At 51.4% G+C, this 13,634-nt stretch carries 14 protein-coding genes; 6 read left to right on the top strand and 8 right to left on the bottom strand.

Annotation, left to right across the window (positions count from 1 at the left end; all coding sequences use genetic code 11):
* The first annotated feature begins 209 nt into the window (after positions 1-209).
* The 3 genes from EPA93_RS33025 (at position 210) to EPA93_RS33015 (ending at position 3,360) form a co-directional block, all read left to right on the top strand.
* Positions 210-1,514 (top strand): NF041680 family putative transposase, encoded by a 1,305-nt coding sequence (locus EPA93_RS33025; RefSeq protein ID WP_129891601.1) that lies wholly within the window; start codon positions 210-212, stop codon positions 1,512-1,514.
* A gap of 438 nt (positions 1,515-1,952) precedes the next feature.
* A complete protein-coding gene (locus tag EPA93_RS51105) occupies positions 1,953-2,222 on the top strand; it encodes an excisionase family DNA-binding protein (protein ID WP_422877866.1) in 270 nt (89 codons plus the stop codon).
* Positions 2,223-2,229: 7 nt separating this feature from the next.
* Complete coding sequence (locus EPA93_RS33015; protein WP_165423558.1) at positions 2,230-3,360, top strand: tyrosine-type recombinase/integrase; 1,131 nt, start codon at positions 2,230-2,232, stop codon at positions 3,358-3,360.
* A gap of 264 nt (positions 3,361-3,624) precedes the next feature.
* Here the strand turns inward: EPA93_RS33015 and EPA93_RS33010 are convergent, their stop codons facing one another.
* Positions 3,625-4,218 carry a Uma2 family endonuclease gene (locus tag EPA93_RS33010; RefSeq protein WP_129891598.1) on the bottom strand — a complete coding sequence of 198 codons (594 nt, stop codon included), beginning with the start codon at positions 4,216-4,218 and terminating at the stop codon, positions 3,625-3,627.
* Between the two features lie 198 nt (positions 4,219-4,416).
* On the opposite strand from EPA93_RS33010, the gene EPA93_RS33005 reads away from it, so the two are divergent.
* Both EPA93_RS33005 and EPA93_RS33000 read left to right on the top strand, forming a co-directional pair.
* Complete coding sequence (locus tag EPA93_RS33005) at positions 4,417-5,016, top strand: Uma2 family endonuclease (RefSeq protein ID WP_242527189.1); 600 nt, start codon at positions 4,417-4,419, stop codon at positions 5,014-5,016.
* Positions 5,017-5,076: 60 nt separating this feature from the next.
* Entirely contained in the window at positions 5,077-5,676 is a 600-nt protein-coding gene (locus EPA93_RS33000) for a Uma2 family endonuclease (RefSeq protein ID WP_242527188.1), read from the top strand.
* 50 nt (positions 5,677-5,726) lie between these two features.
* Here the strand turns inward: EPA93_RS33000 and EPA93_RS48655 are convergent, their stop codons facing one another.
* The 7 genes from EPA93_RS48655 to EPA93_RS32970 all read right to left on the bottom strand — a co-directional run bounded on the left by EPA93_RS48655 (position 5,727) and on the right by EPA93_RS32970 (position 11,664).
* Entirely contained in the window at positions 5,727-5,873 is a 147-nt protein-coding gene (locus EPA93_RS48655; RefSeq protein WP_165423557.1) for a hypothetical protein, read from the bottom strand.
* A 27-nt stretch (positions 5,874-5,900) separates the two neighbouring features.
* Positions 5,901-6,242, bottom strand: a complete 342-nt coding sequence (locus EPA93_RS32995) for a Uma2 family endonuclease (protein WP_277988991.1) — start codon at positions 6,240-6,242, stop codon at positions 5,901-5,903.
* A gap of 154 nt (positions 6,243-6,396) precedes the next feature.
* Positions 6,397-7,203 (bottom strand): NUDIX hydrolase, encoded by an 807-nt coding sequence (locus EPA93_RS32990; protein WP_129891596.1) that lies wholly within the window; start codon positions 7,201-7,203, stop codon positions 6,397-6,399.
* Positions 7,204-7,209: 6 nt separating this feature from the next.
* Positions 7,210-8,838 carry a glutamine-hydrolyzing GMP synthase gene (guaA, locus tag EPA93_RS32985; RefSeq protein WP_129891595.1) on the bottom strand — a complete coding sequence of 543 codons (1,629 nt, stop codon included), beginning with the start codon at positions 8,836-8,838 and terminating at the stop codon, positions 7,210-7,212.
* A gap of 93 nt (positions 8,839-8,931) precedes the next feature.
* Positions 8,932-9,693 carry an SDR family NAD(P)-dependent oxidoreductase gene (locus EPA93_RS32980; RefSeq protein WP_129891594.1) on the bottom strand — a complete coding sequence of 254 codons (762 nt, stop codon included), beginning with the start codon at positions 9,691-9,693 and terminating at the stop codon, positions 8,932-8,934.
* A 256-nt stretch (positions 9,694-9,949) separates the two neighbouring features.
* A complete protein-coding gene (locus EPA93_RS32975; protein WP_129891593.1) occupies positions 9,950-11,119 on the bottom strand; it encodes a cytochrome P450 in 1,170 nt (389 codons plus the stop codon).
* Positions 11,120-11,340: 221 nt separating this feature from the next.
* Positions 11,341-11,664, bottom strand: coding sequence for a cupin domain-containing protein (locus EPA93_RS32970; protein ID WP_129891592.1), 324 nt, complete (start codon positions 11,662-11,664; stop codon positions 11,341-11,343).
* Between the two features lie 241 nt (positions 11,665-11,905).
* Here EPA93_RS32970 and EPA93_RS32965 point away from each other — a divergent pair, with 241 nt between their 5' ends.
* A complete protein-coding gene (locus EPA93_RS32965; RefSeq protein WP_129891591.1) occupies positions 11,906-12,622 on the top strand; it encodes a zinc ribbon domain-containing protein in 717 nt (238 codons plus the stop codon).
* Positions 12,623-13,634: the final 1,012 nt, after the last annotated feature.

The following is a 13,634-nucleotide window of genomic DNA, read 5'->3' as shown; positions in this document are numbered from 1 at the left end:
GGTGAGTAGGAGTGCTCTCAAGGGCAGTATTACTAGCATCATTGAAATGGGGCTCGCGCTAGTAACACGAGCCCCTCTTTTTACGTAGTTTTAGTCTTATTGACGTTTGGATAAAGCAGTAAAAAAGGCAGCCTTGGATTGCCAAGAGCCGCCAACAGGTGTAGTGTTCTTTGCACTATCAAAAAAACCAAGCAAAGGACACCAACACCTTGCACTTTAACATACTTCAACAGTTTCGTCAGCAGGTATATACCTGCTTTGAGCGTGGAGCTGATGCCTTGTTCAACGTGTGCGATGCCTTGCTCGTTGAGCCTCAGGCTCGCTCGCTGGTCGAGTTGTCGCAAGCACCGTGCTTTGAACGCCGCTGGTCCAGCCTCTACCAGGCATTGACCAATGGCAAGATCAATGATGCCGCCTTGCGCACCGTATGCATCCAGGCATTCTTGCAGCAACGAGCCAGCGATGAGCTCATTTGCCTGAGCGTGGATAGCAGTAGCGTGCCCCGACCAGAAGCTCAAACCAGCCCAGATCGCGGCATCATCTACGTCCCGAACCTGCCGCGAGCCAGCAAGCCGATCAGCGCCGGATGGCACTTCTCGACGATGATGCTCTTGCCATCGGAACCTGGGAGTTGGGTTGGCATCCTCGATCAACGCCGTATCCCTACCCATCAAACGGCAATCGAGGTTGCGATCATGCAATTGCGTGAGGTGGTTCCTCAGTTGCCTCGGCGGGTGCTCATTTTGGCAGATCGCTGGTATGCTACGGCAGACTTTCTGCGAGTCTGTCGCGCGTTGGGCTGTGAGGTGCTCATTCGCCTCAAGCGCAACCGCAAGCTCTACCGAGCGCCAGTGCGTACCAGCACACGAGGTCGAAGACCACTGGATGGCCCCCTCTTGCAAGGAACTCGCCCAGAAACGCTGACGGGAGTTGATGAGAGCTTTGTGGGGACCGATGAGAAAGGCCGAGCAGTCCACCTCACACGCTGGAACGGCTTGCATTTTCAGCAAGGCCGTGATGTCGAGGTTGCGGTGGTGCGTGTCATGCGCGAAGGAGCCAAAGACAGCAAGCGCGATCCGCGAGAAAGTTGGTTTGTTCAACTCTCGACCCAGACGGCCTTGCCGTTGATTGCTCCCACCTATGCTCTCCGCTTCTCTCAGGAGCATGCCTACCGCTTCATGAAGCAAGATTTGCTCTGGACACAAGCCCATGTGCGAATGCCTGAGCAGTTTGAGCGCTGGAGCCTGCTGGTGGCATTGGCCTTGAACCAATTGGCCCTGGCTTGCCATCTTGGGCAAGCTGAGTATCGACCTTGGGAGAGCAAGCAACGATCGCTGACTCCTCGACAGGTGCGTCGGATCATGCCGTCGCTTTTGGCACGGCTTGGAACACCCGCATGTCGGTGCCAACCACGAGGAAATTCGCCAGGGCGAGCCTGCGGTTTTCATCCGCAGCCTGCTCCGCGCTATCCGGTGATCCTCAAACGGAAGCGCAAGGCCAAAATCGAGGGCTAACGCTCGTCCATGTGCTTTCACCATGAAAGAGGTTCCTTTCGATGGAAGGTGCAACGTACCTCCCAATAGGTACTGTTTATCTAAACGTCAAAGTCTTAAACGGGCTTGTAAAGCGGCCCGATAGGCGAGTATCAATGAAGTGTTTTCAACGCTTCCATGAAGGGACGGCGTGATGCAAGCTACTTGTTCATTGTGCAGAAAATGGGCTCCCTGTACCTATGCTCATGAGAAGGGAAGAAAGGGAGAAAAGACGGGCGTACTCGTCTGTGAGGACTGTATTCGTCAGCATCGTACTTGGCTTGAAGTGCTCGGGCGTGATTTTCGTTTTGTCACTTCTGTTAAGCAACAATAGGACCATCAAAAATAGAAGTGGCTTCCCTGGACAATTGGAACCTGGACAGAGAAGCCTTGACTACTGGCTAGTGTTTGTAGCCTTGCATGTTTATTGTAGCATGCAAGGCTGTTTTTGTGAAAGGTGCTCAACGTATGAAACAGGTAAAGATAAACCGGTTGAGTGACGAGACATCCGCACAATTACAGTTATTAACGATAAAAGATATGATGTCTCTACTCTGTATCAGCAGGCCGAAAGTATATGAGCTTATGCAGAATGAAGGGCTTCCATTTATGCGTATGGGTCGATCTCTCCGCTTTTACGCTGCTTCCGTACAAAGATGGCTTATTGAGCATGAACAGGTACGGGGGTGATGCGGAAATGGCCAATAAGAAGGTCCGTAAGAATGGTGAAGGAACACTGTTCAAACGTAAAGATGGAAGATGGCAAGCTAGTTTTATACCTAAGAACGGCAGGCGTAAATACGTTTATGGCAAGACGGCAAATGAAGCACTTGAAAGGTTACGATCAGCACAAAAGGAAGATAAAGAAGGAACCTTAGCAACTGGCCCTCGTCAGAAACTTCGGGATTACCTTGTTCAGTGGCTTGAAACGACACATAAACCGCCTCTATCAAGGCATAGTACCTATATCCAATATCGTTGGGCAATTAGAAGACATCTAGCGCCAGCGTTAGGTCATATTCAATTACAAAAATTGACTCCCCAACACGTGCAGGTGTTTTATGCTAAACTCCTGCAAAGTAATCTAAAACCTAGCAGCATTACGGTTATTCATGCAGTCCTTCATGTAGCTCTAGAAAATGCAATAAAATGGAAGCTTGTATCATATAATGTAGCATCTATTGTCACAGTACCTAAACGAGATCGATATGAGCCCTGCACGTTATCGGATGCTGAGGCGCAAAAACTTATTCGGATTGTTAGGGAGAGTGGTTTAGAAGCTATTCTTCTTATGGCAGTGACAACTGCTATGCGTAGAGGCGAGTTGTTGTCTTTGAGATGGAGTGATATAGATCTAGATAGCTGTACATTGAGGATAAAGCATACTGTGAATAGGTTAGCTGGGTATGGCTTTGTCGAGAATGATCCAAAGTCGAGTTATAGCCGTCGCAAGATAGTATTACCTCATGTTGTAATTGATGCACTAAAAAGACATCAGGAGAGGCAAAACGCTTATAAATCATCTGCCAAAAAATGGGTAGATCGAGACTTGGTATTTCCTAACACTCAAGGTAACTTTTTAAAGCCTGATCGACTTCTAAAAATGTTTCAGAAGGCATTAGATCAAGCGGATTTACCCCACATGCGTTTTCACGATCTTCGTCACAGTGCTGCAACTATTCTTCTACAGATGGGTATTCATCCCAAGGTTGTGCAAGAGCTTTTAGGCCATAGCACTATTGCTATGACGATGGATGTTTATTCCCATCTATTACCATCAATGCACAAAGACGCAATGAATGGTATGGATGATCTTTTTGGGAATTGATGTACTTTACTGATGTAGACATTAATTCTTAAGAATTGAGAATTGTTTGGATACGCTCTAGAGGCGGTGTTACGGAGTATTAACACCGCTTATTTCGGATGTTGTACGCAATTATATCACAAGGGTAAACCGTGGGAAGATGTCTTGTGTTTTGTGCGAAGATTGTACCTGATTGGAGCTGTTAGTAATAGATGCTATCTCTCGGGTCCCATTGAATGTTCATCGAATAGTGTTCTGGTAGTATCATGGATGCTTCCCTTTCAGCTACTCGCGTGAACCGTTCTGGAAAGTTATGCCTTCATAAATAGCGGTCACAGGTAAGCTAATCCCGAGGCAGGCAAATTTTACTTCATCCTCCAGGGAGAAGAGATGAAGCGTCCACAAGGTATTTTTCTCGCGCCGGAAAAGCTCAACTAAGGGGCTCTCGGTATTAACGAGTACATATTCCTGTACGCTCTGGCACTCGCGGTAATAGTTGAATTTTTTCCCGCGATCATAGGCTTCAGTACCGGGAGAAAGTATTTCCACAATGAGGCAAGGGAAGTTGATATTGTCCAATTGTTCATCGTGGTCACGCACGTCACAGCTCACGGAAGCATCGGGGTAGACATATCTGTGCGCGGAAAGTTTGACGCGCAAGTCAGAGTTATAGACTACGCAGGAATGTCCGCGCAGTCGATCATGCAGAGCACTCGTTACGTTGATGCCGATCTTCGCATGCCTGGTAGTTCCACCGGCCAGCATTCTGAGCTGACCGTCAATATATTCATAGCGCTGCTCTGGGCTAGAGCGGTCGAGCTGCAAGTATGCTTCAACGCTTATATCGCTCATGTCTGAATGGTAAGGTAGATTCGCCATATAGTCAATCCCCCTGCTATCTACAATTCTTGTTCAGAGTGTAGCACGGGCCAGCGGGCTGGCTATAGTTATTTATGATGATCTTTCTATGTATTTGTACGCTGTAAGCCTTAACGCTTCTATGCGTTTGCTGCCTTCTATGGTATGCTAGCAAAAGAAGAAGACAGTGCTCTGAGGCAATTGAACAGGAGCAAAGATATGATGACAACCGAAGAAAGCCTGTCTGTAGTCGTTCCGGCAAATCGGATGCCAGGTCCGGCACAGGGTCGCTGGACATATGCGCAATATGCTACGATACCAGAGGATGGGTATCGTTATGAAGTGGTTAGTGGAGTTCTCTATATGGCACCTTCGCCCAGCGCTGAGCACCAATCTATAGTGGTAAAAATAGTCGTTCACTTGTTCAGCGCGATCCAAGCGATCAAACGAGGAAGAGTTTTTGTCGCTCCCTTTGATGTGGTCCTAGCTGATCGGCACGTCGTCCAGCCCGATGTATTAGTCGTACTCAATGAGCATAGTGAACGTATCACCGAGCGCTGCGTGCTGGGTGCGCCCGATCTCGTCGTCGAGGTCGCTTCCCCCGCGACTGCACGCCATGATCTGCGCGAGAAGCTAGACGCCTATGCCGACGCGGGTGTTCCTGAGTATTGGATTATCCAGCCAGACAGCCAGACGCTTGAGCTGCTAGTACTGGAGGAGGGCCAATATCATTCTCTCGGCGTTTTTCGTGACAAGGCTACCTTACCATCTCGGCTTATCCCCGAGTGGGATGTTCAGGTCGGACAGTTCTTTCTCTAGAGTTGCGTTGCCAGGAGACGGAAAAGACAGTGCTCTAAGGCATTACGCAGGAGTGAAGATATGATGACAACCGAAGAAAGCCTGTCTGTGGTCGTTCCGGCAAATCGGATGCCAGGTCCAGCACAGGGTCAGTGGACATATGCGCAATATGCTACGATACCAGAGGATGGGCATCGTTATGAAGTGGTTAGTGGAGTTCTCTATATGGCACCTTCGCCCAGCGCTGAGCACCAATCTATTGTAGGAGAGATTTTTGCCTACTTGCGCAGCGCGATCCAAGCGACCAAACGAGGAAGAGTCTTTGTCGCTCCCTTTGATGTGATTTTAGCTGATCGACATGTCGTCCAGCCCGATGTATTAGTCGTGCTCAATGAGCACCGTGAGCGCATAACCGAGCGCTGCGTGCTGGGCGCGCCCGATCTTGTCGTTGAGGTTGCTTCCCCCGCGACGATCCGCCACGATCTACACGAAAAATTTGTGGCCTATGCTAGTGCAGGGGTACCCGAATACTGGATCGTGCTCCCTGGTAGCAAGACAGTAGAGCTGTTAGTGCTGGAGGAGGGCCAATATCATTCCCTTGGCGTTTTTCGTGGCAAAGCTAGTTTGCCCTCAAAGATTGTGCCTGAGTGGAACGTCAAGGTTGAACAGTTCTTTCTCTAAAGCCGAGCTGTACTTCAAAAGCTAAGCTTACAGCCCGACTTTATGGGCTCTTATTTTTGCTCGACGCAATACACGTTCTCGTAGATATCTTCTATGGGGATCTGGATATCGAGGCTCCTCAGCTTGACTATACTGCTGGGGCCTGCAGGATAGAGCATCCAGCCACTTTGTTCGCGATGATAAACCTCGATCTGCATTTCTTGCGCTTCAACGATAACATATTCCTATAAGCTAGCGCATTCGCGATAGTAGGCGGCTTTGCGTCCCCGATCAAAGGCTTCAGTGCTGGGTGAGAGCACTTCTACTACTAATCGAGGATAGCGTATAGAATCGCCCTGCCCTTTATCCCGCTCATCGCAGCTCACCGTTATATCTGGATACACATAACGCGCTTTGCTCAGTTGCAAACGGATATCCGAGTTATAGACCCGGCAGGGCTTTCCACGCAGAGCCCCATAGAGAATTCCGATCAAGTTAGCAATAACGAGCGCATGATTAATACTGCCTCCAGCCAGCATTCTGAGCCGGCCGTCGAGATATTCATAGCGCTGTCCGGCTGGCGCTATCTAAGTTCAGATAATCTTCTACATCCATGGTTGGATACTCAGGCCAGTCCATATAGCAATTCTCCTCCTCAATACCACATAATTTCACCCAGCATGCATGAGCCCATAAAACATTTGTTCGGCGTTCTCCTGGCCCAATTCTACCACATTCAGTTCAGCGCAGACCAGTCAGCAGTTCAGCATACCAGGCTTCGCCGAATTTCCAGGCTCCATAGAAGAGCAAATTGGGCTCGCCTGTCGCCGAGATATTGCCATGCTGGCTCACAATGAACTCGCGCAAACTCTCAGCGCTCACCTTGAGTGAGAGCAGTTGCTTGATCTCATCCTCTTCGGGCTCGCGCTTCAGCACCTCAGCCAGGGAAATATGCAGTCGCGTCAGAAAGCACAGTTCGGCATGCGGCGTCGCCAGATCATAAACCACACCAAGGCAATACTGTTCGCTGATATCCTCAGCCTGCACGCCGGTTTCTTCGCGGATCTCGCGGCGCATGGCCCCGAATGGATCTGGCTGCGCCGCCATATCGCGCTCCCGCTCAAAAAAGCCTCCGATGACATGGTAGCGCCCAACATATACATCCACGCCCTGCCGCTTGTCCAACAGAATGTAATCATCGCTGGTCTCGACCACCGAGCAGACCGAGAGCGCATTGCCCAGTTCCTGACGCGCTCTTCCCTGGGCAAAAGCAGGCATGCGCGTCGTTACATACTGCTTATAGCTGGTCTCGCCAAGCGTCAGGTGAAGCGTATCGTCAGCGCCAGCCTGAGCCTCGATAAAGCGAAACAGCGGAGCATCAAACAGGAGCGTGCCATCCTGCCTGGCCCGCGCTAGCTTCTGTGTCCACTGCTCATCCATCCAGGCTTGAATATCGGGGGTAAGCGGCATACGCAGCTCGGGTCGATACTCGATAATAAATTGCTGCGGCCTGTAGAGGCCGCGCGCAATAACTTCAAACTCGATCATGCCAGGCTATTCCCATTCAATGGTAGCCGGGGGCTTTGAGGTAATATCGTAGACGACGCGATTCACGCCCGGCACTTCATTGACAAGGCGGTGTGAGATACGCGCCAGCAAATCGGGCGAGAGCCTGGCCCAATCCGCAGTCATAAAGTCGCCTGTCGTCACAGCGCGAACGGCCACGACATTAGCATAGGTGCGCCCATCGCCCATCACACCAACGCTTTGAATAGGCGTGAGCACAGCAAAGGCCTGCCCCAGCTCGCGATAGATGCCAGCCTTGCGAATCTCCTCGATCACAACCTTATCGGCGGCGCGCAAGACATCAAGGCGCCCCTCGTCAACCGGTCCAATGACGCGGATAGCCAGGCCCGGACCCGGGAAGGGATGGCGCCAGACCCATTCTTCGGGCAAGCCAAGCGCCTGGCCAATCTCGCGCACCTCATCTTTGAAGAGCGTACGCAAGGGCTCGACAAGCTTGAACTTGATATCTTCAGGCAGACCTCCCACATTGTGGTGCGTCTTAATGCGCTTCGCCGTCGAGGCAGTATCGTGGCTGGTACTCTCAATCACATCGGGATAGAGCGTGCCCTGAGCCAGGAAGGCGATCGGCCCCTTCTGTTCCGCGAGGCGCTCAGCCTCTTCCTCGAAGACACGGATAAACTCTTCGCCAATAATCTTGCGTTTCTGTTCGGGATCGACGACATCGGCCAGGCGAGCCAGGAAACGCCGCTTAGCATCGACAACTACAAGCGGAATATGCAGATGCCCGCTAAAGGTCTCAACTACCTGTTCGCGTTCGCCCGCGCGCAAGCAGCCGGTATCAACAAAGACACAGGTAAGCTGATCACCTACCGCACGGTGGATGAGCAAAGCCGCCACCGCAGAATCGACGCCACCAGAGAGCGCACAGAGCACGCGCTCGCTCCCGATGCGCGAGCGAATCTGTTCGACGGTCTCCTCAATAACCGAGCCAGAGGTCCAATCGCCGGCGCAAGCGCAGATGCGAAACAGGAAATTGTTGATAAGCTCTTTGCCCTGTTTCGTATGGGTAACTTCGGGATGGAACTGCAAACCAATCAAGCCTTGAGGGTGCGCAATCACAGCCACCGGATTGCTCTCGGTGCAGGCCAGCACGCGAAAGCCTGCAGGCAGCTGATCGACGCTATCGCCGTGGCTCATCCAGACGGGCAGGTGTAAAGAATCCTGCTTGCTCGCGCCAAACTGCTCAGCCAGGCCGGCAAAAATGCGAAAGGCCTGCTCATCGTCGCCTGCGTTTGGGGGCACATCGATAGTGGCCGGGCCATATTCGCGTCGGCCCTGTGCTGGAGCCACATGCCCGCCAAGCTGATTGGCTAAAATGTGCATCCCATAACAAATGCCCAGAATAGGCAAGCCACTCTGTAAAATGGCCGGGTCACAAATGGGTGCGTCATCGTCATAGACGCTGGATGGTCCACCAGAAAGAATAAATCCCTTTATATCCAGGTACGGCTTCTGCTGCAATTCTGCGAGCGTCGTATTGGCCGGCACCAGTTCACTATAGACATGGCTCTCGCGCACGCGACGGGTGATCAACCGGCTATACTGTGACCCAAAATCAAGAACAATGATCGCCTGTCGGCGCTCCGTGGAATACATACGTTCTTTTCTCTCCAACTCTCCTCTAGAATATAGCCCTACTTATATAATGACAGCACCTCGCTTGAGGTGCTGTCGAGAGACGCTTGACGATCAGCCTCGGGGACCGCCCGCCACATAAATAATCTGGCCATTGACAAAACTGGCTTCATCCGAGGCAAGAAAGCAAATCACGTTAGCCACATCGCGCGGCTGTCCAACGCGCCCAACAGGAATGCGTTTGGCGGCTTCGGCAATGGCCTGCTCAGGGTCCAGGCCCTGACGGCGGGCTGAGGCACGCGTCATCTCAGTCACAATGTAGCCAGGAGCTACGGCGTTGGCAGTAATGCCAAATTTACCAAGCTCGATAGCCAGCGTCCGCGTAAAGCCCTGTATCCCGGCTTTGACTGCCGCATAATTAGCCTGGCCGCGATTGCCCAAGGCAGAGGTGGAAGAGAGCGAGATAATGCGCCCATATCCTTGCTTGACCATATGGGATTGGGCGGCACGACTACATAGAAATGCACCCTTGAGATGGACCGCCATCACTGTATCCCAATCCTCCTCCGACAACTTGAAGAGCATATTATCTCTGATGACGCCAGCATTATTCACAAGAATGTCCAGCCGTCCAAAGCGCTGCGCCGTTTCGTCGATTGCCGCTTGGACCGCGGCCTGACTTGTCACATCGCAGGGAAAGACAAGGCCTTGAGAGCCCAGCCGATCAATCTCTTCTATCACCTGCTGACTGCCCTCGCTATCGATATCGGCGAGGGCAACCCGGGCGCCCTCTTCAGCCATGCGTAAAGCCGTGGCAGCGCCGATACCTCTGCCAGCTCCTGTGACAAATGCAACACGTCCTTCGAGTCGTCCCATGGATGACGAAAACTCCTTTTTCTCTATAGAGCCGGTCGGTTTGCGTTACAACGTGATGATTGAGTATATCACATCGCCGCTTTTTTTAGCTCTTCAGCTTTTCCCCGCCCTCTGGACCTTGCAGAGTCAGCTGACCACCTTTAGCGCCCGGGGAGAGGAGGGGATGGAAATGATTTACTTGCGGTTAAGGGCAGTCTACCGAATGCCAGCAGACTGCCCTTAACAATCTTTTTCCAGCAAGCTTTATGCTGCGGAGCTAACCCCAGTTCAGGGGCAGATTCTTGACGCCAAAGACAATATCGCTCTTGATTGGCTGCAAGGGAGCATCATCAGGCACATGCCACTGGCCGGGGAAGCGTTCGAGCATCGCGCCAAGCATAATCTTGGCTTCTAGCCGCGCCAGAGGAGCTCCCAGGCAAAAGTGAATGCCGTGACCAAAAGCAATGTGGCGATTAGGAGTACGTTCTATGTCGAAGCGCTCGGCCTGCGGAAACTGGCTCTCATCCCGATTGGCCGAAGCCAGCCAGGTGATCACCACCTCCCGGGCCCCGATTTGCTGATCTCCTATCACAGTTTCCGTCCGCGTGAAACGCGCCATGGCTTTGATCGGCGAGAGATAGCGCAGCGCTTCCTCGATAGCGCCAGGAAGCAAGTTCGGATCTCTGCGCAAGCGCTCAACCACTCCTGGATTCTGATCAAAGCAGAGAACGCTATTGGCAATCAGATTGGTGGTTGTTTCGTTGCCGGCAACCAGTAGAAGCGCACAGAAGCCCAGCAACTCAATATCGCTTAAACGCTGTCCCTCGATCTCGGCTGCGAGCAAGGCACTGACGAGATCATCCTGCGGATGTTGGCGGCGCTCTTCAAGCACTTGTGCAAAATAGCCATACATGCTCTTAATTTCCGCAAAAAGCACTTCTCGATCCTCTTCCCCCTCGTCTGAGACCAGGGCATCGGACCAGCGTTTGAAGTCTGCACGCATCTCGGTCGGGATACCTAGCAGCTCGGCAATAACCGTCACAGGCAAAGGATAGGCGAGATCGCGCACAACATCCAGCTCATGCGCCGAGTTAGATACCTTATCCAGCAGCTCATTAGTGATCTCGGTAATGCGCGGAGCCAGCTGCGTTACCACGCGCGGCGTGAAGGCCATGCTAGCCAGGTTGCGCAACTGGCGATGGCGCGGTGGGTCCAGACGCAAAATGCTGGCAAGAATAGGATCTGTTTCTTCCGGCTGCCATTCCATTGTAGAGCGTGGATCAGACGAGAATGTAGCATACTCACTCATGGCACGCTGCACATCGGAGTAGCGAAAGAGATGCCAAACTTTCTGCTCTTCATCATGAAAAACCGGCTGCGTTGCGCGCATGGTACGATACCACTCGTAAGGTGCCAGCACTTGATCTTTATACGTGGATGTTTGCATCTATCAGGCCTTTCCTTTCCTAAACATAGACAATCTCTCTCTTCAATGTGAGCGCAGATCATCTTCCGAATACCTGGAACTACTTAATGCTGTTCTATATACGCAGCTTTATTCCCACGGTTAAATAAACGGCCGGTCGTTTAGCGAAACGGAAAGGACTTCTCTCAATTTGCCAACCGATGAAACGTTACGCCAAAGGTCAGCGCTTCACAAGCTGATACTTATACATATTGAGCAGCTTCCATACAAGTTACGCCCTGCGGTCCCACTTCAGCGTCATGGCGCGTGCCGGCCGGCAAAATCATACAATCGCCAGGCGCAAGATCAACTGCCGCCAAACCCTCGGGACGATCGGGCAGGCCAAAACGAATGGAGCCGCTGACACAATAGAGCACCTTCTGATAGCTATGGCTATGTGCCGCATATCTATAATGTGGACCATTTGACCAGGTATAGGGAGCCAGACCTTCCTCGCGCATGCGTCGCAACAACTCCTGCTCCTGAGGCAGACGCGACTCTTGCCAACGAATAACTTGTATGGACATTCATTTCCTCCTCTTTATTTGAAAGGGCGCAGATCATTCTTGCTTGTAATAATGTACAATCTGGCTAGATAGAAAGCCAAAAACCTTCTAATATGAGGCAGCAGTGTGAATATCGTGTGAAATTCACGCAAAGAAGCTGTTAAACGTCAGGAAGGAGCTATTGAAGTTAGAGCTTGCAGGCAGTACAATACAAGAGAAAACCCGGTGTGTCGTATGCTCAGAAAGGAGGTTTTATCTACTCATGAGCACGGCGCAGGTAGTAGCTGCGGCACTCTTTCAGCTCCAGCAGCTTGATCTAGAACTTGATCGCTTGCGTGCTGAACTGAGAGCCATGACCCTCGCTCTTCAAGGGAACGCGAAATTACAAAAGCTGCGTTCAGAGTACAGCACAGCACAGCAGCAATTGCAGGCTGGACTCCAGACCCAGCAAGAGGCTGAGTGGGCCCTTGAAGACATCAATCAACGTCTCAAAGTACAGGAGCAGCGCCTCTATGACGGTACGGTTAGTAATGCCAAAGAGCTTCAATCGTTGCAAATGGAGGTGCAGCGACTACGCGCACAGCAGGGCCGTCAAGAAGAGATGGTCCTCGAAATGATTGACATTGCGGACTCACTGCAGGAGGATGCGCGGCGCAAGATGGACGCGCTTAAGCAGGAGGAGGATCTCTGGAAGCAAGAAAGTGTCTCCTTAGTAGCTCGTCGCGATCAAGCTGAGACGCGGCAAGAGGAATTGCAAGCCAAAAGATTACATATGATAGCCAGCATCGAGGCAGATCTGCTTACGCGCTATGAGCAGATGAGGCGTACAAAGCAAGGAAGAGCTGTCTCTAAAGTGGAGCAAAGTTCATGTCAATGGTGCCGCGTGATCTTAACTCCAAGCGAACTTCAGCATGTACGCATAAGCCTAGAACTGCAAACATGCACAAACTGTGGACGTATTCTGTATTATGACCGCTAAAGAGCGGCTCTGGCTACCTTCTAATGAATGAGGGTAATGCTGCTCCTCTATGACGATGGATCTCACGTCAGCGTTGACGCAATCTTCTTTCTTTACAGCCACCTGATAACGCACTTGTACTAGAGTCTGCCAATCTCGTATGAGAAGGGTGCCGCCTGCGGGGTGAAGAAGGGGCAAGCCAGTAAAGATACAGGCAGTCCTCAATCCCCCGCTCAGGGGCCGTCCCTGGAGCTTTGCCACATTATCCTACCTCTTTAATAGCGCTTTGCGCATGGCACAGGCTGATCAGCGCTATTGTACAGAAAAAGTATCCAAAATGTTCATCTATAACGTCATAGAATTATACACAGGAATACTCAAACCGGGGTGACAGAATCTCCATGGAACTTTTAGCGTGCTGAAACGTAGCTAAAGTGTAACCAACAACACTGTTGTAGTAGTCTATTGAATCCAGCATAGGTATGATAGAAAAGTATATAGCACGATCAGCCAGGCAGGCTGTTCAGATAGATTTAGTGGGTCCACACAAGGAAAGGATAGGGCAAGAGGCAGAAGTGCGTAGCCCGCCAGGTGCTAGCCGAGAATACTCCCACCTCCCCATGCTATCAACTGCAGCAGGTCGTCAAGAAGCAATGAGCCGCAGCATCGAAGTCATACGACGAGCAGTGCGTACAAGTGGAATCGTGAAGAGTACGGCCTTTTATTTGGGCCGCGATCTGGCGAATCGTAGTCCCAAAGTTTACCCTTCTTTAAAAATATCTGGGGCAACAAAACTTGCCAGCCCTCATGCAGCACATCAACGAAGAGATGAAAGCTCTCAAATTGCCGTGGAGCTAGTTGGAAAAGGTTTGTCAAGGGCTCAAGCCCGTGACCGGGGCTTGGGGCTGCGCCCCACTCAATACTCTCTCCTTTTCGACTGTTCCCAAAGGAGGAGATGAAAGCTCTCAAATTGCCGTGGAGCTAGTTGGAAAAAGGTAGACGAAAAGCATATTATATGTGTATTATACAAAGA

The organism is Ktedonosporobacter rubrisoli, from assembly GCF_004208415.1.
GTDB classification, from domain to species: Bacteria; Chloroflexota; Ktedonobacteria; order Ktedonobacterales; family Ktedonobacteraceae; genus Ktedonosporobacter; species Ktedonosporobacter rubrisoli.
The sequence above is the reverse complement of the archived record's forward strand: the minus strand, read 5'-3'. Positions and strand labels throughout refer to the sequence as shown.